General features: G+C 41.9%; 19 protein-coding genes. 15 read left to right on the top strand and 4 right to left on the bottom strand.

Features of this window, described 5'->3' with window-relative positions:
• The first annotated feature begins 8 nt into the window (after positions 1–8).
• From H9Q13_RS07220 to H9Q13_RS07285, 14 genes are all read left to right on the top strand, one after another.
• Positions 9–863: a glycosyltransferase family 2 protein gene (locus tag H9Q13_RS07220; RefSeq protein WP_191183088.1), complete on the top strand. Its 855-nt coding sequence runs from the start codon at positions 9–11 to the stop codon at positions 861–863.
• A gap of 19 nt (positions 864–882) precedes the next feature.
• Positions 883–1848 carry a polysaccharide pyruvyl transferase family protein gene (locus tag H9Q13_RS07225; RefSeq protein WP_191183089.1) on the top strand — a complete coding sequence of 322 codons (966 nt, stop codon included), beginning with the start codon at positions 883–885 and terminating at the stop codon, positions 1846–1848.
• Positions 1849–1868: 20 nt separating this feature from the next.
• The gene (locus tag H9Q13_RS07230) at positions 1869–2933 is read left to right on the top strand and encodes a glycosyltransferase (protein WP_191183090.1); all 1065 of its coding nucleotides are present in this window, start codon (positions 1869–1871) and stop codon (positions 2931–2933) included.
• Between the two features lie 80 nt (positions 2934–3013).
• Positions 3014–4141: a glycosyltransferase gene (locus tag H9Q13_RS07235; RefSeq protein ID WP_191183091.1), complete on the top strand. Its 1128-nt coding sequence runs from the start codon at positions 3014–3016 to the stop codon at positions 4139–4141.
• Positions 4138–5349 (top strand): glycosyltransferase family protein, encoded by a 1212-nt coding sequence (locus tag H9Q13_RS07240; protein WP_191183092.1) that lies wholly within the window; start codon positions 4138–4140, stop codon positions 5347–5349. Before H9Q13_RS07235 ends, H9Q13_RS07240 begins: the two co-directional genes overlap by 4 nt.
• Before the next feature lie 51 nt (positions 5350–5400).
• Positions 5401–6465: a glycosyltransferase gene (locus H9Q13_RS07245; RefSeq protein ID WP_191183093.1), complete on the top strand. Its 1065-nt coding sequence runs from the start codon at positions 5401–5403 to the stop codon at positions 6463–6465.
• A 25-nt stretch (positions 6466–6490) separates the two neighbouring features.
• Entirely contained in the window at positions 6491–7693 is a 1203-nt protein-coding gene (locus tag H9Q13_RS07250) for a hypothetical protein (protein ID WP_191183094.1), read from the top strand.
• A gap of 96 nt (positions 7694–7789) precedes the next feature.
• Positions 7790–8974: a glycosyltransferase family 4 protein gene (locus H9Q13_RS07255; RefSeq protein ID WP_191183357.1), complete on the top strand. Its 1185-nt coding sequence runs from the start codon at positions 7790–7792 to the stop codon at positions 8972–8974.
• Positions 8946–9581: a sugar transferase gene (locus tag H9Q13_RS07260; protein ID WP_191183095.1), complete on the top strand. Its 636-nt coding sequence runs from the start codon at positions 8946–8948 to the stop codon at positions 9579–9581. Before H9Q13_RS07255 ends, H9Q13_RS07260 begins: the two co-directional genes overlap by 29 nt.
• Complete coding sequence (locus H9Q13_RS07265) at positions 9582–10622, top strand: ATP-grasp domain-containing protein (protein WP_191183096.1); 1041 nt, start codon at positions 9582–9584, stop codon at positions 10620–10622.
• Entirely contained in the window at positions 10622–11512 is an 891-nt protein-coding gene (locus H9Q13_RS07270) for an NAD-dependent epimerase/dehydratase family protein (protein WP_191183097.1), read from the top strand. Before H9Q13_RS07265 ends, H9Q13_RS07270 begins: the two co-directional genes overlap by 1 nt.
• A 15-nt stretch (positions 11513–11527) precedes the next feature.
• The gene (locus H9Q13_RS07275) at positions 11528–12175 is read left to right on the top strand and encodes a metallophosphoesterase family protein (RefSeq protein WP_191183098.1); all 648 of its coding nucleotides are present in this window, start codon (positions 11528–11530) and stop codon (positions 12173–12175) included.
• Positions 12172–13314, top strand: a complete 1143-nt coding sequence (locus tag H9Q13_RS07280) for a DegT/DnrJ/EryC1/StrS family aminotransferase (protein ID WP_191183099.1) — start codon at positions 12172–12174, stop codon at positions 13312–13314. The genes H9Q13_RS07275 and H9Q13_RS07280 overlap by 4 nt, the downstream gene beginning before the upstream one ends.
• A gap of 425 nt (positions 13315–13739) precedes the next feature.
• Entirely contained in the window at positions 13740–15671 is a 1932-nt protein-coding gene (locus H9Q13_RS07285) for a polysaccharide biosynthesis protein (protein ID WP_191183100.1), read from the top strand.
• 105 nt (positions 15672–15776) lie between these two features.
• Here H9Q13_RS07285 and H9Q13_RS07290 read toward each other — a convergent pair whose 3' ends face one another.
• From H9Q13_RS07290 to H9Q13_RS07305, 4 genes are all read right to left on the bottom strand, one after another.
• The gene (locus H9Q13_RS07290) at positions 15777–16136 is read right to left on the bottom strand and encodes an endonuclease domain-containing protein (RefSeq protein ID WP_191183101.1); all 360 of its coding nucleotides are present in this window, start codon (positions 16134–16136) and stop codon (positions 15777–15779) included.
• A 99-nt stretch (positions 16137–16235) separates the two neighbouring features.
• Positions 16236–17507, bottom strand: a complete 1272-nt coding sequence (gene fahA / locus H9Q13_RS07295; RefSeq protein ID WP_191183102.1) for a fumarylacetoacetase — start codon at positions 17505–17507, stop codon at positions 16236–16238.
• Between the two features lie 117 nt (positions 17508–17624).
• On the bottom strand, positions 17625–17891 hold the full coding sequence (locus H9Q13_RS07300) for a NifU family protein (RefSeq protein ID WP_191183103.1): 267 nt from the start codon (positions 17889–17891) through the stop codon (positions 17625–17627).
• Between the two features lie 5 nt (positions 17892–17896).
• The gene (locus H9Q13_RS07305; RefSeq protein ID WP_191183104.1) at positions 17897–19000 is read right to left on the bottom strand and encodes an Mrp/NBP35 family ATP-binding protein; all 1104 of its coding nucleotides are present in this window, start codon (positions 18998–19000) and stop codon (positions 17897–17899) included.
• 218 nt (positions 19001–19218) lie between these two features.
• Here H9Q13_RS07305 and dnaG point away from each other — a divergent pair, with 218 nt between their 5' ends.
• The gene (gene dnaG, locus H9Q13_RS07310; protein ID WP_191183105.1) at positions 19219–21147 is read left to right on the top strand and encodes a DNA primase; all 1929 of its coding nucleotides are present in this window, start codon (positions 19219–19221) and stop codon (positions 21145–21147) included.
• Positions 21148–21218: the final 71 nt, after the last annotated feature.

Below are 21218 nucleotides of genomic sequence, written 5' to 3' on the forward strand. Positions count from 1 at the left end.
CTTTTAAAATGATAGAATCGTTTGCTAAAAAAGATGGTGCAATGCCTTTAGTGTCAATAGTTGTACCAACTTATAACAGAGGTGATATAATAAGTACTACTATCGAAAGTATAATCAAACAAACTTATATCTGCTGGGAATTACTGATAGTAGATGATGGGTCTACGGATGACACTGAAGATATAGTTAAATCTTTTGCTGCTGTAGATATTAGAATTAAATATTACGCAAGGCCGAACAATAGGAAGAAAGGGGCCAACAGTTGCCGAAATTATGGATATGAGCACGCTAAAGGAAAATTTATCAAGTGGGTTGACTCAGATGATATTTTGATTCCTGAGGCATTATTTAAACAAATTCAATTAATATCAATTGACCCAGAATATAAGGTTTGCTTTGCTTATGGTCGCTTTTTCAATGATGAAACCTCGGAATTAGAAGAAGGCTGGGCACGAAAATACACTTCTGAGAATCTGCTTTGGGATTATATTCGAAATATTATAAGATGGCCAGTAGGAGGACCATTATGGGAAATGAGTTTTTTTGAAAGTTCACCCTTTAATGAAAAACTGAAGAATTCCCAAGAGTGGTTAATGCATGGCGAGCAAGTCATTAAACTGAAGACCAATAATTATGTTATATTATCCGAAGATATATATCTTATAAGAAGGGGTAATGTAAGGATGAGTTCTAGCAGAAGTAGTGGGTATTATTATAATTCTGCGAAAGCAAGAACATCCTTATTACTAAGTCATCTTAAATCTAAAGCTGTTTCTTCAAGCATTATTATAGAGTTAACAAAGCAGATACTTGTGTTTTCTTATCATACAACTAAAAGTGCTGTGTTAACAATTACAAAATAGACTAGCGTATCAAAATCTAATGAAGCGAATAACAAAGGAGCATATTGATTTTATTATAGGCTTAGTGGTCAAGAAGAGATTTTTTCTGACTGAAACTTTCAGGTACTTTTCTCATCCTAATAAAATTATTATTAATGGCTTTGCCAAGTCTACGAATTTTGGTGATGCTCTTAATATCCCTCTAGTAGAATATTTAAGTGAGAAGAAAGCATTGCCGTATAAGTATCTTTTATTAAGTAATAAAAGGCTTAAGCAACTAGACCATTATACCGTAATAGGGAGTATATTGCAATCAGCCAAAGAAGGCTCCTTGGTTTGGGGTAGTGGCTTTATATCAAATACTAATTCGGTAATTAAAAGGCCTAAGAAAGTTTATGCTGTCAGAGGACCTCTGACTAGGGAAATTTATCTTAAAAATAAGATTGATTGCCCGGCAGTTTTCGGGGACCCTGCTTTGCTGCTTCCATTTATCTATAATCCTCAATCTATTGAAAGATGCAAAATAGGAATCATACCTCATTACATAGATAAGAAAAGTTCATGGCTTTTTAAGCAAAAGAATAAGCATAATGTTGTAGTGATTGATATAGAGACTGGTTATAATTGGGAACAATTTTTGAATCAGGTACTGAAGTGTAAAGTTGTAATTACTAGTTCTCTACACGCTATAATAATAGCTAATGCCTATAACATACCTTCAATCTGGGTGAGTTTTTCTGATAAAATAACTGGAGGCAATTTCAAATTCAGGGATTACTACTTATCTGTTGGAAAGCAGATTACTACTCCTTTCAATATTGCAGAAAGCACTCAGTTAGAAGAACTTTTTGACAACTTAGATTATGAGTCTAATCATATTAATTTAAATTTATTGGTAGATGCCTGCCCTTTCGCCACTGACCAAAAAAAAGAATTGTTAAAATCTAGAATTCAAGAGTCAGTTAAGAATAGTGTTCCTAATACTCCAAACATAAGTATAAATTAACTAGCCCAAAGCATAAATTAATGAAAATACTCCGTGTTACAACAGAGCTTAATTATGGAGGAATAGAAAAAGTATTTGAGTTGCACGCCAAATATCATGATAAATCCTATGACTTGGTTTTTGTTGCTTTAGGAAATGGAGGTAATACCGAAGTGCTGTTACAAAAATTAGGTTACAAAGTAATAGTGTTGAATGCTATAAAAGTTACTATCCCATCTCTAAAACTCATAAGTGCTTTAACGAAAGTCATCAAAGAAGAAAACCCTGATGTTGTCCATGCTGCTGGAGCTGAAGCTAACTTTCATGCAACTCTAGCAGCGAAAATATCAGGTGTTAAAAAGATTATTTGTGAAGAGATAGGTATACCTAGTCATTCTATAAAAGCGAAACTTTTTTTTCGTTTAATATATAGTTTCTCAGATAAAGTAATAGCAATTTCTAAAGCCGTTGAGACCTATTTAGTTGAATCTAAGGAATCACCCGCAAATAAGGTTGTACTTATATATAATCCTGTTAATGAATTTGTAAAAGTAGAGGAAGTTAAAAAGGAGGAGTTTTTGATTACTATAGTAGCAAGACTTGAGCCTGTTAAAAATATTGATTTACTTATTGAAGCGTTTGCTGAATTGATTAAAAGATTTCCTAAAGCCAAGTTAAGTATTATTGGTAATGGGAGTTTAAGAAACGTGTTACAGAAACAGGCTGAGCGGCTTCATATGGATGAGAATATTTCTTTTAAAGGCTATCTTGTGGATCCTTACCCTGAACTGCTTAAAAGTACTTTTTTTGTGCTACCATCCTTATTTGAAGGTTTTGGGCTAGCTTGCATTGAGGCCATACAGACAGAAAATATTGTTATATGTACTGATTCGGGAGGTATTCCAGAATTTGTAAGTGATGGAGAGCATGGATTTCTTTTCAATCCTACTTCAAAGGAAGCATTATTAGAAAAGTTGGAGAAAGCGATATTGTTGCCCGAAACTGAAAAGGCTAGAATGATAAATTCTGCACAAGTCAAAGTTAAGCAAATGTTTTCTCCTGCAAAGTATTTGAGCCAGCTTCAGGAACTGTACCAATTAACATGAACACTTTCTTTACATTTAACGCATAAGAAATTTTTATACTCTCTAATAAGAGTGAGTTAAATTATCATTAATCAATCTTAATGAAGATACGAGTATTATATGTTCAAGAGACTATAAGTAGTGGAGGTGTAGAACGCAGACGACATTCTTTAGCAAAGCTATTACCAAAAGAAATATTTGAGATTAAAATAATTTGCACACAAGTTATTGGACCTTTAGCCAGTGATATTTCTAAAGAAGGAGTAGAAATTATAGAAATCGGGCTATTAGGAAAAATTTGGAATTTAAGTAAGTATAAAGCCGTATTAAAAGTTATAAAAAGTTATAAACCCCATATCATACATGGGGCCGTATTTGAGGGAGTATTACTTGCCACAATTGCTGGTAGACTTGGCAAGGTCCCTATAGTTATCGCAGAAGAAACTTCCGATCCAAAAACCAGATCAAAAAAAGCAGATAAGTTACTTAAAGGGTTGTCTCTTTTAGCAGACGCCTTTGTTGGGGTTTCACCTGCTGCGTATGATTATTTGTTATCACGAGCTAGGGTTAGTCCAAATAAATTAAGACTAATTGTAAATGGTGTTTTTCCCCCTCAACAAGTTAACCAAGAGCTAATTTCTAATCTTAGGATGTCTTTAAATATTTCTCAAGGCGATTTTGTAATAGGAAGTGTTGGTAGACTGTTTAATAAAGTAAAATTATTTACTGATTTAGTGGATGCTATAGCATTGCTAAGGGATAGATTTGAGAATATTAAACTTGTAATTGTAGGGGATGGTCCAGATAAGCATTATTTAGAAACTTACATAAGTGAATTAGGTCTGGAGTCACATATAATATTGGTAGGGTTTCAGTATGATCCTCATCCTTACTTTAAAATAATGGATGTTTTCGGAATCGTTTCATCCACAGAATCCTTTGGTCTAGTCGTTGTTGAGGCAATGTATCACAAGTTGCCGGTTATTGCCTCAAAAATAGGAGGCTTGAAAGATATTGTAGAGGATGGTAAGACTGGTATTTTAGTAGATGTAAATAGTCCTGAACAAATTGCAGAAGCATTAATAGAACTTATGTCAGACCCGCTTAAAATGAAGGAAATGGGCGAAACAGGTTTTACAAATGCCTATGCTAAATATAGTGCAGAACGATACGTGAAGGATGTAGAAAGCTTGTATGATGAACTACTAATTCGAAAACGAATAATATGAAATTATTATTTGTAACCTGGAATGGGCCTGATGTAACTTATATTGAAGGATTGTTCCTTCCCATATTTGAGAGATTGAGTAAACAATATGCTGTTGAATGTCATATTTTACAATTTACATGGGGTAATGAAGATTATGTTTCTAGAGTAGAACTTGCCTGCAAGGATAAGAGCTGCTACTATGAAGTGATAAAAGTAAACCGTCGTTTTGTACCTGCTGCATTGCTAAAAGCTAATTTGATAGATAGTAAAAAGGTAAAGAAGTATATACAGAAACACGGAATTGATATTGTGATGCCGAGGGCAACTGTTGCTGCTGCAATAGTACTTAAAGCTATAGATGGTTTGCATAAAGTAAGACTGCTTTTTGATGCAGATGGGCTACAACAGGATGAACGTGTTGATTTTAGTGGGTGGGAACCTTCCGGCCTTCAATATCGGATTTACCGGGATATAGAATTCAAAGCCCTAAGAAGATCTGATGGTGTGCTTGTACGTTCTAATCAGGCTAAGTTGATATTAGCGAGTAGGGCAGGAGCTCTCTTCAATGAAAACATTATAACAGTAATTAACAATGGAAGAGATAAAAATTTATTTGCTCCTAAATTTGATGAAGCCTTAAAAAAAGAAATTTTCAATTCTTCTACAGAAGACTTCCCTGTGCTGGTATATGCGGGGTCGATAGGGCCGCAGTATTGTTTCGATGAAATGATGTATATATTTAGTAAAGTACATCAACTTAATTCACTTACTAAGTTCTTGATTCTAACAGGTCAACCTGAAATAGTTGAAAAGAATCTGGAAGCTTATAATACTTTAAGAGCGAATTGTCTGGTTAAGAAAGTCGCTGCCGAAGAAGTGCCCATCTATTTGTCTATAGCAGATATAGCCTTTGCGTTACGTAGACCAACTTTTTCAATGAAAGCAGTTGCACCTATTAAACTTGGAGAGTACCTGTTGTGCGGTGTGCCAGTATTAGCGACGAAAGGTATTGGTGACACAGAACTATATATCCAAGGTGTAACATGTGCTCACATGCTGACTGATTTAGAAACAAGTCATTTAGACGCTTCTGTTCAATGGGTTTACCAAACGCTAAGCCAGGACAGAAGGACTGTTCGGGATGAAGCAAGGCGGATTGGCGAAAGATACTTTGATTTAGAAAAGACTGTCAGCCAATACATGCTTGCCATACAATCCTTAGGTTAGTTAAAGTGTAAATGTATTACCTTTACACCTTAACACCATTACAGATTAGACTTGAAAATTTTATTTTTCCCGAAGTATACCCGCTTAGGAGCTAGCAGCAGGCTGCGCACTTATCAGTATATTCCTTATTTTGAGGAACAGGGAATTGCCTGTGAATATAGTCCCCTCTTTGATGATCAATACTTGCTTTGTTTATATCAAAAGAAAACCATTAATAAGCTAAACATTATTATAGCCTATTTTTATAGGTTAATAAAGCTTTTTACCGTCTCAAGATATGATTTAATAATCATAGAAAAAGAACTCTTTCCTTATTTTCCTGCGTTTGCAGAACAGGTACTTGCCTTACTAAGGGTCAAGTATATTGTAGATTATGACGATGCTATTTTCCATAACTATGACCTTCATCCAAATAAATGGGTTCGCTTTTTATTAAAAAACAAAATTGCACAGGTGATGAAGGGCGCCTCATTGGTTGTAGCAGGCAATACGTACTTGCAGTCTTATGCAAATAAGGCGGGAGCAAACCAAATAATTGTAATTCCGACAGTAATTGATACAGATTTGTATATAATTAAGGGCCAAGAGCAGTCTCCCAAAGTGATTATAGGGTGGATTGGCTCTCCTTCTACCTTGAAGTATGTCAAAAACATTCTTCCAGTATTGCAGGAACTTAGCAGCAAATATCCTATTAGGTTACATATTATTGGAGGAAAAGATGGGATTGGTTTTGAAGGTTATGAAGAGGTCATAGAATGGACTGAAACTTCGGAAGTAAATTTAATTAGAGAAATTGACATAGGTATTATGCCACTAAACGACGATGCTTGGGAAAAAGGGAAGTGTGGTTATAAACTTATCCAATATATGGGTTGTGGTGTACCTGTGGTTGGTAGCCCTGTAGGCGTTAATGATGAAATAATAGTAGATGGTGTTAATGGTTTCAAGGCCTCTAACCTGTCAGAATGGAAGAAAGCCTTAGAAATCCTCTTAACCAATCGAGATCTTAGAAGGAGCCTGGGAGAGCATGGCCGTATGATGGTAGAAGAAAAGTACTCTTCTAGAAAAGCCAAGTCTATTTGGCTTGAAAATCTTTTGCATTTGCAAAAATCATAATAATATACATTGAATCTAATTATATATGATGGGGATATTCGATGTTATTATATTGTTGCTAATTCCCTACTTAGTTAAAGTAGCGATACCATATTTTTCAAGTAAAGCTGGTGTTAAGAGTACAAAATGGTTGTACTACTTATGGTACTATCATGTAGCTTTTGGATTAATTTATATTGTTTACGTTAATATTTTTGGTGGAGATGCTCTAGGATACTGGCGAAAATCTTATTTGACTCTTAACCAATACTTAAATCAAGGCCAAGGTACAGCATTTATGCATGCATTTAATTATGTATTTGTAAATGTAATGGACATCTCTTTTTTTACAGGATCCATGATTTATACCTTTATTGGGTTCCTGGGAGTAATGTTTTTTTATCTATCTACTGTTAACTTAGTCAAGACTAATGTTAAAGTTTATGGCTATAGTATTTTCCCTTATATCTTTTTTCTGCCTAATCTTCATTTCTGGTCTGTCGGCGTAGGTAAAGACACATTGGTATTTTTCTGCGTAGGATTGTTTCTCTTCAGTGTAATGAAGCCAATGGGCCGCAAATTGGGAATTGCAATTGCTTTGATTTTGTCATATAATATACGACCTCACATTACAATTTTTATATTAGTTTCATTTGGGGTAGGATTCCTTTTTGATAATAGATTAAAGCCAGTACAGAAATTATTTCTTTCTTTCTGTATGGCAGTGGGTGCTGTGCTGATCTTTGATCAGGTAATGAACTTTGTAAAGTTAGAGGAGCTCTCAATTGATGGTATAGAACAATCTACAAGCACGAGGGTTTCTAACTTAAGTAGAGGACATACTGGGTCTAGCGTAGATATTTCCTCTTATCCACTTCCATTAAAAGTTTTTACTTTCTTATTTAGGCCATTATTCTTTGATGTACACAACATAATGGGTGTTTTCGCCTCTATAGAAAATTTGATACTATTGATTCTTTTTGGTAAGATAATAAACATGAAAACACTTAAACTGCTTAAACAAGCTCCATATCAACTCAAAGGTCTATTTTTCTTTTTCTTTATAGGTAGTGTTGCCTTCTCTACTACCTTAGGAAATCTGGGTATTATGATGAGGCAGAAAAACATGTTAGTCCCCGGATTGATTATTTTTATGTTTTGGGTTCTTAGTGTCAGAAAAGAGGAACTCATAATTAAGTATAATCGGCTTAAGGCAAAAGTATCGCCTAATAATAATCCCCTTACTTAATGCTGAAATGAATATAGATGAATAATTTAATTCAAGAGATGAAGGGTTACTCAAGCGTAAGTTTTATTGATTTTTTGGTTAAAGGATAATTTAGGGATGGGCAAAGTTTTAGTTAGAATCGCTACAGTGCCGATTTCCCTTAAAAATTTAATTAGAGGACAGCTGCCTTATATGCGGTCTAGGGGGTTTGAGCCGGTGATGGTTTCTGCAGCTGGGCCCGAATCCGAGACTGTTAAAATTGAGCAGGAGTCTCCTCTAATTGAAATCAACCTTACTCGGAAAATTACCCCAGTGCAGGACCTGAAAGCATTATGGCAATTCTATAAGGTATGCAAGAAATATAAACCGACCATTGTCCATTCCCATACTCCCAAGGCTGGTGTAATAGGTATGTTGGGTGGAGCTCTTGCTGGAGTACCTATACGATTGCATACAGTGGCAGGGCTACCCTTGATGGAAGAAGCAGGATTAAAGCGCCATATATTGAATGTCGTCGAGAAAATCACATATGCCTGTGCTACTAAGATCTACCCAAACTCTACAATATTAAAAGAATATATTCTGAACAGCAGTTTTTGCGGACAGGAGAAAGTGAAGGTTATTGGTAATGGTAGCAGCAATGGTATAAACACACATTTTTTCAGTTTGGATGCTCTTGATGTTTCTAAATTGCATCAGCTGAAGCAGGAGCTTGCTATTAAACCTGAAGATTTTGTATTTGTCTTTATTGGCCGGCTTGTTAAAGATAAAGGAATTCAGGAATTAGTCACTGCTTTTAAATCCTTATGTGGCAAGTACAAGCATTTAAAACTTTTACTAGTAGGCTCTCTAGAGCAGCATCTGGATCCATTAAGTGCAGAAATTATTCAAGAAATAGAACATAACCCTGCAATACTATCGGTAGGTTACCAAAATGAAGTGCGCCCATACCTTGCATTAAGTCATGCATTAGCCTTTCCATCTTACCGAGAAGGATTTCCCAATGTTCCTATGCAAGCAGGCTGCTTTGAACTGCCATGTATAGTAACAAACATAAATGGCTGTAACGAGATTATTGTAGAAGGTGAGAATGGATTAATTATACCTCCTAAAAATGCTCGGAAGTTACAGGAGGCCATGGAAAGGTTCCTCAGAGAAGAAACACTGTATGAGCATTTAAAGTCGAATGCTCGTCGCATGATTGTGGAGCGTTATGATCAAGGCCATTTTTGGGAGTTGTTGTATCAAGAATATCAGGAACATCTGAAGGAGCATGAATTCGCTATATCGAAATTATCTTAAACGCATCATTGATTTTATAGTAAGCTTAGTTGCTTTTGTTATACTGCTACCGGTTTTCGTAGTAGTGACGGCACTGCTTTACATTGCTAATCAAGGGAAGCCTTTTTTTCTTCAACCCCGTCCGGGCAAAAATGGCAAAATCTTTAGGGTAATCAAATATAAAACCATGAATGACCTGAAGGATGCCCATGGCAAGTTACTACCGGATGATGTGCGTCTGACTCCCGTTGGTAAGTTTGTTCGTAAGACCTCTCTGGATGAAGTTCCACAATTACTGAATGTATTAAAAGGAGAAATGTCATTGATAGGCCCACGCCCCTTGCTAGTTGAGTACCTGCCACATTACAGCAAAGAGCAGCAAAGGCGTCATGAAGTCAGGCCGGGTATTACTGGTTGGGCGCAGGTAAATGGACGCAATGCCATTAGCTGGGATGAAAAATTTAAGTACGACGTTTGGTACGTAGACAATATGTCCTTTGCTTTGGACATTAAGATTATTGGCTTAACAATTATTAAAGTGTTAAAGTCGGAAGGTATAACTGCAGAGGGACATGTCACTATGCCTACTTTTACAGAATATGTTCGGCAAAGGAAAAACAATATTTAAATGAAAAGAATACTTGTAACAGGTGCTGGCGCATTACTTGGCCAGGGAATATTACGCTGCCTCAACGTTTCATCAAACGAATACTATATAGTAACAGCTGACCCTGACTACAGAGCCCAAGGTCACAGTCTAGGAAATAAAGCCTATACTATTCCGATGGCAAGTGATCCTAAGTTTTTAAACTTTATTGAAGGGTTAATAAAGGATGGGCAAATAGATGTCGTACTAATTGGTACAGATGTAGAATTGCCAATCTTTGCCAAATATAAAGAGCAACTAGAGCAGCAGCATGGAGTAAAAGTTATTGTTTCTAGCCTCGATGTAATTAACATTGCCAATAACAAATGGTTAACGGCTCAGTTTCTTAAAGTGAATGGCTTTCCTTACCCTTTATCAGCTCTTACTACAGATAAAGAGGCTATAAAAGAACTGCGTGAAAGTCGTCCTTTCCCCTTCATAGCTAAGCCCGTTGATGGTGCTCGCTCCAAAGGCATCAAAATTATCGAAAATGACGATGACCTGCAGGAGGTCTGTTCTTATCCTAACAATCTTGTAGTTCAAGAAATGATTGGAGAACAAGAAGGTGAGTTTACCACGGGCTGTATGGTAGTAGATGGTAAGTGTCTAGCTATAGTGTCGCTTAAGAGAGACTTGCGTGACGGGAACACTTATAGAGCCTACAGAGATGGTAAAAATACTTATGACGCAGTTATCGCTAGCATAGCCGAACGCTTAGGGGTGGATGGACCTGCCAATTTCCAGTACAGGATAAAGGACGGACAACCTATAGTATTTGAAATAAATGGTAGGTTCAGCGGTACCACGCCTCTGCGTTACATGTTTGGGTTTAATGAGGTTGAGGCTCTCCTGAATCATTTGTTTAAAGTAGAAGAGATGAAGCAGCCTAATCTTAGGAATGGAGCTGTATTCAGAACTTGGTCTGATATCTTTGTGGAACCATCTCAGCTAGACGAGTTAAAAGAAAAAGGAGTACTGGAAGATTATAAAAGCCAGTATTATCCATTTAAAGCTAAGCCTTAATGAAGTATTTGATATTCGGAGCCGGTGGCTTTCTTGGCAGTACCATGGTTCAGTTTCTAAAAGAGTCTGGAGAAGTAGTGTATGAGGTGGCACGTAATGCTGACAAAGGGTTTATACCTGTTGACATTACAAAGCCGGAGCAATTCGATAGCATAGTTGTATTACCTGACATTATTATAAACTGTGCATCAGCCTTGCCAGATGTCTCCAAACGTTTTGATGACCCTAATTATCTTAGAACTTTGTTTGAAACCAACACGATAGGGGGGGCAAACATTATGAACTGGGCTGCATCTAAAGGGATTCGAAGAATTATTAATTGCTCCACACTGGTTGTTGTAAATAAACCTTGGCCTGTTCCATTAACAGAGGTAGAAAAGACCTATCCGAAAGGAAGCCATGTAGGGTACAGTGCATCAAAGTTGTCGCAGGAGTTAATTATGAGTTCGATTGCAGAAGCACATAGCTTGGAGTTATTGCACATGCGCATATCAGCCCTTTATGGTCCAGGTATGAAAGAGGGAGGAATTCTCCAGAAACTAATCCAGCAAGCAAGGTCTCATGAAGCCCTACAGTTGACAAATGGCAATAATGTCAGTTTTGATTTTTTACATGTTTATGACGCAGTTAAAGCTCTATATCACGTTTCTAAAATGGAGGCTTGGCCAGATCGGATATTAAATTTAGCTTCAGGTGAAGAAGTTTCGCTTCTGGAATTGGCCGAAAAAATTTACCAATTCACTGGAAACTCCAGTGACCTAATCACTAATATCGATAATGAGAATGTTTCTTCTAGAGCAAAAGTCGATACTAGCCTTTTGGAAAAATATTTAGAGGGTTCAGGCATAAGTACTAAATCTTTCGCCGAGAAAGTAAAAAGTATGCTGTAATGGGGCTACGAACGTATGCGGGTACTGATATTTGGTGATGTACATGGAAATCTTGTTGCGCTCGAGAAAATGCTGCAGCATGTCAGTCCAGAGGTAGACTTGATGGTGAGCCATGGGGATGTTGTAAACTATGGCCCTTGGAGTAATGAGTGTGTAGAGCTTTTACAAAGTATTCAATGCATGTGCTTACTTGGTAATCATGAATCTTATTTCATAGAAGGGAGTTATCCAGGTGAAAATAAAATAGCACAGGCTTTTTTTAACCACTGCTATGCCTCATTTAACCAACAAAAACTTATTTTGACTTATAGGGACAATATAAAAGTAGGTGACTTCGAAGTTCAGCACACAGTAAATAATCAGTACGTCTTTCCAGATACAGACTTAGAAGAGCTTAATATTGAGGGTAATTATATTATAGGTCACTCTCATCACCAGTTTTCCGGTGTAACTAATTCAGGCAAACAAATAATAAACACAGGAAGCGTCGGTCAAAATAGAAAATTCATTAATTTGATCAATTACATTATTTATGATACAGTTTCTTCGGAGGTTAAGCTGGAGTCATTAGTGTATGATATAAATCCTGTTATTGATAAAATGAAGAGTGAAAATTACCCTCAAGTTTGCCTTGACTACTATTTGAATAAAAGCAGAATATGAAAACAAAGATCTGGCTCTCTTCCCCACATATGGGGACAAATGAGTTCAATAACATCAAGGAAGCCTTCGATACGAACTGGATCGCACCGCTTGGTCCGCACGTGGATGGCTTTGAAAAAGACCTGGCCGACTTCCTGGGGGAAGGCGTGCATGTCGCTGCCCTAAGCTCGGGTACAGCCGCTCTGCACCTGGCCCTAATTATGCTGGGCGTGCAGGCCGGGGATGAGGTGATTTGCCAGAGCATGACCTTCTCGGCTTCAGCCAACCCTATTGCCTACCAGGGAGCTATACCTGTTTTTGTGGATAGTGAGAATCGCACCTGGAATATGTCGCCCGATCTGCTGGAGACGGCTATACAGGATAGGTTGCGCAAAGGCAAAAAGCCCAAAGCCATCATCGTGGTGCACCTCTATGGTATGCCAGCTGAAATGGATCGCATCATGGAGATTGCGAACCGCTTTGATATACCGGTAGTAGAAGATGCAGCGGAGGCGCTGGGCTCTTCTTACAAAGGTCGCAGGCTGGGTACCTTTGGGGCGATGAGTATTTTGTCTTTTAACGGCAACAAGATTATCACCACTTCGGGTGGCGGTGCATTGGTGTCGAATAACGAGGCATATATTAAACAGGCCCGTTTTCTGGCCACACAGGCCCGCGATGCGGCGCCTCACTACCAGCACTCGCACATTGGCTATAATTACCGCATGAGTAATATCTGCGCCGCCATTGGCCGCGGACAAATGGATGTGTTGCCGGATCGTGTGCAGCAGCGCCGTGCCAACTATACTTTCTACAAAGAAGCCTTTGCCAAATTGCCTGCCATACAGTTTCCGGATGAGCCAAGTCTAGAATATTATTCTAATCGCTGGTTGAGCACTGTGTTAGTTGATGATACAAAAGGTGTGAGCCGGGAGGACATCCGCCTGGCGCTGAAAGAAGAGAACATTGAGTCGCGTCCGCTTTGGAAGCCTATGCACCTGCAGCCAGTGTTCGCCAACGCTCCTTTTTATGGCGATGGAACTAGCGAGCGGCTCTTCGAGAAGGGCCTCTGCCTGCCATCCGGATCCAACATGACGGACGAGGAACGTGCGCGGGTAGCAACTAAGATAAAAGCTTGTTTTAAGGAAGTAACGGTCTAGGCTAGTTCCAATTATTGGCATTGAATTACTTTGGAGTGGCAAGCACTTCATAGAAGCGAGAGAAGTTAACTGATTGGAATCAGTGCAAAATTTCTGATCTGAGCTAAAAGGCTATGCTTCAATTGATAATTCTTCTATATTAAATATAAAATGCTGTATTTTAGGATTTTTATAATTAATTTTGGGCTAGCAATTGACTCTAAATCAAAGCGAACTGATTTTTGGGGGTTGTTAATGTTATTTAAAATTTAGTGTAGGGCTTTCGTAAAAAAGAAACACGGTAAACAGTTTTAAAATCCTTTGGATGGATAAATAACATATTAAATTAAACTAAAACGAATGCCTGGAAGAGGCCGTAATTAGGGCCTAGGCTATCAACAAGCGTCTTTACCTGCCCGCTTACAAACCTGACCCAAAACAGTTATATGAAAACATTTCTACAGAATAAGGCATTGCCAAAATGGATCATCCTGATTATAGATCAGGTGATTACGACCTGGTCTTTTGCTTTATCCTTTTTCATTATAAGGCAGTTCGATTTCGAAAATATCCTGCGCGGGCACTTCTTTGTTTATGTCGGGGTCTACTTTCTTGTCTCGGTAACAGTATTTTACCTGATGCGCATCCATACCGGATTGATCAGGTACTCCAGCACCGATGACATTTACCGGATCTTTACCGCCGTGCTTATCTCTAGTCTGGCCTATGCCGCTATCGTGGGATTTTGGGTAGAGCCTGAGTTCCGGATTCACTCTGTTAACATTTACGTTGTCCTGCTGGTCAATTTTTTCATCTGCTCCTCTGTGCTGGTGATGATGCGCATCGGGGCCAAAGCCCTGTTTTATTTCATCAAGCGTGGTACCACAGGCGATAAAGAGACGGTATTGATTTATGGGGCCAACAGCTTTGCCATTCTGGTGAAGCAGGCGCTGGAGGTTAGTACGGCAGGCCGCTTTACAATTGCTGGTTTTGTGGATGATAACCCGAACAAGATCGATAAGAACATCCAGCAAAAGCGGGTCTACCACATCAACGACATCGAAAAATTACAGAGTAAACTACACATTGATAAGCTCGTGATTTTGAGCGAGGACTTAAAATCCGAGGCGCGTAAGAACGCCATTGAGAAGTGTGTGGAGCTCGGCATTAAAGTAGTGACCGTGCCGCCCACCGAGCAGTGGATGTCAGGGCATCTACGTATGAGCCAGATTCAGGACTTACGCATTGAAGACCTGTTGCAGCGCCCGCCAATTGTAATCGAAAATGACAAAATATCGGCTGACCTGGCAGGCAAGCGTATCCTGATTACAGGTGGTGCTGGGTCTATTGGGTCAGAAATTGTGCGTCAGGTACTGTCTTATAAGCCAGAACTTGTCATTATCTGTGACCAGGCCGAATCGCCGTTGCATGAGTTGCAACTGGAAATGGAGGAGCAGTTCCCGGAGGCAAACCTGAAGTTGTGCATTGCCGATATCCAGAACTTCAATCGCATGTATGCTCTATTCAAAGAGTATAACCCGCAGATGGTTTACCACGCAGCCGCCTACAAGCATGTGCCGATGATGGAGAACAATCCATCGGAAGCCATTCTGACGAACGTGATGGGCACCAAAAATCTGGCAGATCTTTCCATGACCTTTGATGTGGAAAAGTTTGTGATGATCTCAACAGACAAGGCTGTGAACCCAACCAATATTATGGGGGCATCCAAGCGCATAGCGGAGATTTACATCCAGTCGCTGAACAACCTAAATGACCAAACAAAGCTACGTGATAATGTGAAAGGCACTGCGTTGCAGCAAACAAGGTTTATCACAACGCGTTTTGGCAACGTGCTGGGGTCCAATGGCTCTGTCATCCCACGTTTCCGCTCCCAGATCGAGCGTGGTGGCCCGATCACAGTGACGCACCCGGATATTACCCGATATTTCATGACGATACCGGAAGCGGTGCAGTTGGTGCTTGAGGCTGGCACAATGGGTATGGGAGGCGAAATCTTCATCTTTGATATGGGGCAGCCTGTCAGGATCGTGGATCTGGCCAAAAAAATGATCAAGCTCGCCGGCCTGACATCAAATGACATCGAGATCGTATTCTCCGGTCTTCGTCCAGGCGAGAAGCTCTACGAGGAACTCCTGAACCAGGAGGAGCTAACGATTCCTACCCATCACGACAAGATCAAGATCTCAAAAGTGCGCGAGTATACCTACAACAAAGTAGTTTCCAATATCAACGAACTGCTCACGCTCAACAAAGACGGCGATGAGACTGATGTTGTAAAGAAGATGAAGCACATCGTACCTGAGTTCAAAAGCAAGAACTCTCGTTTCGAAGAACTGGATTCGATGGTGCAGTAATGCGGCTTGTGCGATAATCAAAAAAAGGCTCCGAGTAATCGGGGCCTTTTTTGTTCAAGCGGGGTCCAACCACCCCTAACCCCTCCTTGTCTAAGGCGGGGGATTTTACTTACTGAAGCTACTGCTGATTTCCTGTAGCAAGGCTTCTATATTCTGGAACACATCTTTGTTTTCGAAGCGAAGTACTTTAATGCCAAACTCTTGTAAAACCTGATCACGCTCATGGTCCATGTTGTGGACAATTGCACTATGGTGTACTTGCCCATCTAATTCAATAGCCAGTTTTTCTGAAGAACAGTAGAAGTCAAGAATGAAGTTGCCAACGCTGTGTTGACGCCTAAACTTGCGGCCACTTAACTGGCCTCCTCTTAAGTATTTCCATAGCTCGTCTTCCGCTGGAGTTGAGTGATTTCTCAAATCCTTCCTTTTTCCTTTCAAGTATCCTCTGTTGTGCAGTTGCATCATCTATATCGTTGGCTGTAACCATACAACAGTGGAGCCCCAAAAATTCCCCGCCTTAGACAAGGAGGGGTTAGGGGTGGTTGGACTTGAAGTGAAAACCGCCTACAACGCCGGCAAAACCTTCGCCTTTACTTCACCAAACCCAATACGTATACCTTGTCTCTCTGCATAGCCGCGCATGATGACGGTGTCGTAGTCGTTGATGAACTTGCGCTCGGTACCGTCGGATAGCTTGATAGGCTGTGTGCCACGCCAGGTTAGTTCGAGCATAGAGCCATAGGAGGTCTTGTCGGGGCCGCTGATCGTGCCGGAGGCATACATGTCGCCAACCTGGATATTACAGCCGTTGCTGCTTTGATGGGCCAACTGCTGATTCATGTTCCAGTACATGTACTTGAAGTTGGAGTGACAGATACTGTTCTCCTCACCATCTTCTGGCTGAATGAGTACTTCCAGATTAATATCGTAGTTATGTTCGCCGCTGAACTGCAGGTAGGGAAGTGGCTTGGGATCTTGTACCGGACCTTTCACACGGAATGGCTCCAGGGCGTCTAAGGTTACCACCCAAGGTGAGATGGAGGAAGCAAAGCTCTTTGCCAGGAACGGCCCAAGGGGTACGTACTCCCAGGTCTGCATGTCGCGTGCCGACCAATCGTTAAACAGCACCAGGCCAAAGATGTAATCATCCGCTTCATTAGGAGTGATCATGTCACCCAGCTTCGTTTCGCGACCTGTAATAAACGCTACCTCCAACTCAAAATCGAGCAGGCGGGATGGGCCAAAAGTAGGTGCTTCGGCATCCGGCGCTTTGGTTTGGCCATTGGGTCGTCGAACATCAGTGCCAGACACCAAGATGGAAGAAGCACGTCCGTGATAGCCGATCGGGATATGTTTCCAGTTCGGTAACAGGGCGTTCTTCGGGTCACGGAACATGGTGCCCACGTTTGTAGCATGTTCAATGCTGGAGTAAAAATCTGTGTAGTTCCCCACCTTCACCGGCATCAGCATGCTTACTTCATTGCGCTTCGCCAGGCATTCATGCATAAGTTTGCTGTTTCCGCTTATCTCCTCGTTGTCATTGCGGAGCAATTCCGACACCCGGTTGCGCACTGCCCGCCAGGTTGGTTTGCCTAGGGCAATAAAGTCGTTCAGGTATGGGCGGTGAAATACAGTTGGGTCAATATCAAGCAGTTCAAACAGGTTATACTGCGCTACGGCATACAGGTCGAGTACATAGTCGCCAATAGCAACACCCACACGAGGGTCTTTGGTGTCTGATGTGAAAATGCCGAAGGGTAGGTTTTGTATCGGGAAATCGCTCTCAGGCGCTATCTCTATCCAGGAATGCAGGAAGGGGTCGTTCGCTTTTATCATAGTGCAAATGAATCAGGATTGATAAACAAAGATATAGATTTTGAAGCGGATGGGAAACAAAAAAGCAGGTACTGAACATCAGCACCTGCTTTTTCTAAATATAATAAGGTATACCGCCTAAGGTATAGGTGTCACATTTACGGCTTCCACGGATTTAATCTCAGGCACGGCTTTGAGTACCGATTGCTCCACGCCCGCCTTGAGCGTCATGGTAGACATCGGGCAGGAACCACAGGCCCCGAGCAGCTCAAGCTTGAGCACCATCTCATCCGTTACCTCCAGCACTTTCACGTTGCCGCCGTCAGCTTCCAGGTATGGCCTGATTTGGTCGAGGGCGTCTTCTATGCGAAGTAAAAAATCGTTATCAACGTTTATGGTTGCCATTTGTCTTAGCTTTTAATTTCTACAGGTTGTGTTTTGGCCAACGTCGCGTTACGAACAGATACCTGCTGGGCAACAGCTTGGGCCAACTCTCTAAAAACACCGGAGGCAGGAGAATCGTTCTGCAACGCAACAGGAGTTCCCTCGTCACCGCACTCGCGTATACCTTGCACCAACGGTACCTGGCCGAGTACCGGCACATCAAACTTCTTAGCGAGGTTTTGGCCGCCTTCCTGTCCGAAGATATAATATTTGTTCTCAGGCAGCTCGGCTGGCGTAAAATAAGCCATGTTCTCAACCACGCCTAATACAGGAACATTGATCTGAGGCTGACGGAACATCTGTAATCCCTTCTGTGCGTCCGCAATAGCTACTTTCTGTGGGGTCGTCACAATCACAGCACCGGTTACTGGCAGCACCTGCACCATGGTCAGGTGAATGTCAGAGGTTCCCGGAGGGAGGTCAAGCAGCAGGTAGTCCAACTCACCCCACTCCACATCCGAAATAAACTGCTTCAGGGCCGAACTGGCCATTGGGCCACGCCAGATCACGGCATGGTCCGGAGGAGTCAGGAAGCCAATCGACATCAGTTTGACGCCATACTTCTCAACCGGTATAATGTAATTCTTGCCATGATCGCCCTGCACCATATGCGGTCGCTCAGCTTCCACACCGAACATGGTAGGTATAGACGGACCGAAAATATCCGCATCGATCAGGCCAACCTTAGCGCCGGACTGTGCCAGCGCGATGGCCAGGTTACTAGTCACGGTAGACTTGCCTACGCCGCCTTTGCCCGAAGCGATGGCGATGATGTTTTTCACCCCAGTCAGTACCTCGTTGTTGCCGGCGCGTCCAGAAGTCACGCGGGATGTCATGTTTACCGTTACTTCTGCGTCTTTGTCCACCATAGTATGGATGGCACGGATACAGGCGTTACGGATCAGGTCTTTGAGGGGGCAGGCGGGTGTGGTCAGGATAACGGTAAAGCTAATGTTCTTACCATCTACCTGAACGTCCTCGATCATGTTGAGCGTCACCAGGTCCTTGCCCAGGTCTGGTTCCTCCACATAACTGAGGGCTTTGAGTATATCTTCTTTTGAAATTGCCATAGTATAATCTGCTTTTGTGAAGCCTTACAAAGATACAAACAAAAAAACTTTAAACATGATTTAGGAAGTGGTAGATATGAATTCGGGGTTCATTACATTTTAGTACTGCTCTCGCTCGCGTCCCGTGAGTGTGAGCATTGGGACGCAGAAATCGCCGCCTACAGTATAGCCATTCAACAATTTAAATTTATCTTTGTATCCCCTCAAGCAGCATACCCATGTCCCTGATCCCAAAAGAAATAGTTGACCAGATTTTAGCCCAGGCCGATATCACGGAGGTAGTGGGGGATTTTGTGTCGCTTAAGAAGAAGGGGCAGAACATGTGGGCAAACTGCCCCTTCCACCATGAAAAGTCGCCGTCCTTTTCGGTTTCGCCGGCCAAGGGCATTTATAAGTGCTTCGGTTGCGGTAAGGCAGGTAACTCAGTTCAGTTTATCATGGATGTGGAAGGCACCAGCTTTCCGGAGGCGCTTAAGTACCTGGCCAAGAAATACGGCATTGAGGTGCCTGAGGAGCAGCCTAACCCAGAATATGCCCGGGAGCAGAGCGAGCGCGACAGTCTGTACATCGTCTCGGATTTTGCCAATAAGCATTACCAGCAAATACTGCAGACCCATGAGCAGGGGAGTATAGGACAATCCTATCTGAAAGAGCGTGGCCTGACAAATAACACCATCCGTAAGTTTGAGCTGGGGTATAGCCTAGATGCTTGGTCTGACCTGACGGACGCCGCCCTCAAAGCAGGGTTTAAGCAGCAGTACTTGGAGGCAACAGGCCTGACCATTGTCAAGGAAGACGGTAAGAAGTATGACCGTTTCCGGGGGCGTGTGATGTTCCCGATCCATAACATTTCGGGCCGCGTAATTGGCTTTGGTGCCCGTACGCTCAAATCCAACGACAAGAAGAGCCCCAAGTACCTCAATTCCCCGGAGTCGGAAATCTACCACAAGAGCAATGTGCTCTACGGCATGTACCAGGCCCGGCAGGCCGTTCGCATGCAGGATATGTGCTACATGGTGGAGGGCTACTTGGATGTGTTGTCGCTGCACCAGGGCGGTATCGAGAATGTGGTGTCCTCGTCCGGCACCTCGCTCACCGAAGGGCAGATCAAGCTGATCGCTCGCTATACCCAGAACATTACAGTGCTGTACGATGGCGATGCGGCAGGTATAAAAGCATCCCTCAGAGGTATAGACCTGATCCTGGAGAACGGGCTCAATGTGAATGTGGTGACTTTCCCGACGGGGGAAGATCCGGATTCATACATCCATAAAGTGGGCGATGAGAAATTCAAAGCCTATGTAAAAGAGCATTCCCAAGACTTTATCTCTTTCAAAACCAGCCTGTACGCCGAAGAGTCAAAGGGCAATCCAGTGAAGAAGGCCGAAGCTATACGGGAAATCGTTACGTCTATTTCCAAAATTCCGGACCCGATCAAGCGGACGGTATTCTTCCAGAGTTGTAGCCTGATCTTCGACATCGATGAGCAACTGCTCATTTCGGAGTATAACAAGATGCACCTGCAGGAGCGCCAGCAGCAACAGCAGCAACGATCAGGCAGTGCGGCAGACTTTGCAGAAGCCGAGTACTACGAGCAGGAAGAAGCAGCTGCCCGGCCAGCCACCGAAGCTGATGGGCTGAAGCGGTATGAGCGGGAGATTGTGCGCATGTTGCTCAATTACCCAGACCGCGTGCTGGTAGACGGACAGAATACCTGCCAGTATATGCTGGAGCAGCTGGAAGATGTGGAATTCCGGACGCCACTCTATGCCCGTCTGGTGGAAGTGGTAAAAGAGAAGCTAAGCCAAGGAGTTATACCTACGGCAGAGGATTTCATCAATTACCCGGACCAGGAAATACGCACGGAGGCCACCAACCTGCTTTCAGATCCCTATGAACTGAGCCAAAACTGGGAAACACACCAGATTTACGTACCCCACGAGTCTGACCTACTGCCTTACGGAGCCGAACGGGCCGTGCTGCGCCTGAAGTGGCGCAATGTGCAGCTGCTTATGAAAGCCGAGATGGAGAAACTACGTCTCGTGACAGACCCCGCCGAGCAGGACCGTGTACTCCAGGTCATCTTCAGCCTCAAATCCTTCGAAAAACAGATCGGTGACTTATTGGGGATTGTGGTGAATAAGTAAGATTAAACTTTTTACCTTTGCAGCGCATTTCATAGTATAGACAATCAGCCTGCTATACCTTAGGTAGGGCA

Origin of the sequence: Pontibacter aquaedesilientis (assembly GCF_014773225.1) — a bacterium.
Classification (GTDB): domain Bacteria; phylum Bacteroidota; class Bacteroidia; order Cytophagales; family Hymenobacteraceae; genus Pontibacter; species Pontibacter aquaedesilientis.

What these genes read in the sequence shown, in the direction of transcription:
- H9Q13_RS07275 (WP_191183098.1), top strand. Translation starts at nt 11,528, where the DNA reads ATGCGGGTACTGATATTTGGTGATGTACATGGAAATCTTGTTGCGCTC.
- H9Q13_RS07250 (WP_191183094.1), top strand. Translation starts at nt 6,491, where the DNA reads ATGATGGGGATATTCGATGTTATTATATTGTTGCTAATTCCCTACTTA.
- H9Q13_RS07255 (WP_191183357.1), top strand. Translation starts at nt 7,790, where the DNA reads ATGGGCAAAGTTTTAGTTAGAATCGCTACAGTGCCGATTTCCCTTAAA.
- H9Q13_RS07240 (WP_191183092.1), top strand. Translation starts at nt 4,138, where the DNA reads ATGAAATTATTATTTGTAACCTGGAATGGGCCTGATGTAACTTATATT.
- H9Q13_RS07260 (WP_191183095.1), top strand. Translation starts at nt 8,946, where the DNA reads ATGAATTCGCTATATCGAAATTATCTTAAACGCATCATTGATTTTATA.
- H9Q13_RS07235 (WP_191183091.1), top strand. Translation starts at nt 3,014, where the DNA reads ATGAAGATACGAGTATTATATGTTCAAGAGACTATAAGTAGTGGAGGT.
- H9Q13_RS07285 (WP_191183100.1), top strand. Translation starts at nt 13,740, where the DNA reads ATGAAAACATTTCTACAGAATAAGGCATTGCCAAAATGGATCATCCTG.
- fahA (WP_191183102.1), bottom strand. Translation starts at nt 17,507, where the DNA reads ATGATAAAAGCGAACGACCCCTTCCTGCATTCCTGGATAGAGATAGCG.
- H9Q13_RS07220 (WP_191183088.1), top strand. Translation starts at nt 9, where the DNA reads ATGATAGAATCGTTTGCTAAAAAAGATGGTGCAATGCCTTTAGTGTCA.
- H9Q13_RS07270 (WP_191183097.1), top strand. Translation starts at nt 10,622, where the DNA reads ATGAAGTATTTGATATTCGGAGCCGGTGGCTTTCTTGGCAGTACCATG.
- H9Q13_RS07290 (WP_191183101.1), bottom strand. Translation starts at nt 16,136, where the DNA reads ATGATGCAACTGCACAACAGAGGATACTTGAAAGGAAAAAGGAAGGAT.
- H9Q13_RS07300 (WP_191183103.1), bottom strand. Translation starts at nt 17,891, where the DNA reads ATGGCAACCATAAACGTTGATAACGATTTTTTACTTCGCATAGAAGAC.
- H9Q13_RS07280 (WP_191183099.1), top strand. Translation starts at nt 12,172, where the DNA reads ATGAAAACAAAGATCTGGCTCTCTTCCCCACATATGGGGACAAATGAG.
- H9Q13_RS07265 (WP_191183096.1), top strand. Translation starts at nt 9,582, where the DNA reads ATGAAAAGAATACTTGTAACAGGTGCTGGCGCATTACTTGGCCAGGGA.
- H9Q13_RS07305 (WP_191183104.1), bottom strand. Translation starts at nt 19,000, where the DNA reads ATGGCAATTTCAAAAGAAGATATACTCAAAGCCCTCAGTTATGTGGAG.
- dnaG (WP_191183105.1), top strand. Translation starts at nt 19,219, where the DNA reads ATGTCCCTGATCCCAAAAGAAATAGTTGACCAGATTTTAGCCCAGGCC.
- H9Q13_RS07230 (WP_191183090.1), top strand. Translation starts at nt 1,869, where the DNA reads ATGAAAATACTCCGTGTTACAACAGAGCTTAATTATGGAGGAATAGAA.
- H9Q13_RS07225 (WP_191183089.1), top strand. Translation starts at nt 883, where the DNA reads ATGAAGCGAATAACAAAGGAGCATATTGATTTTATTATAGGCTTAGTG.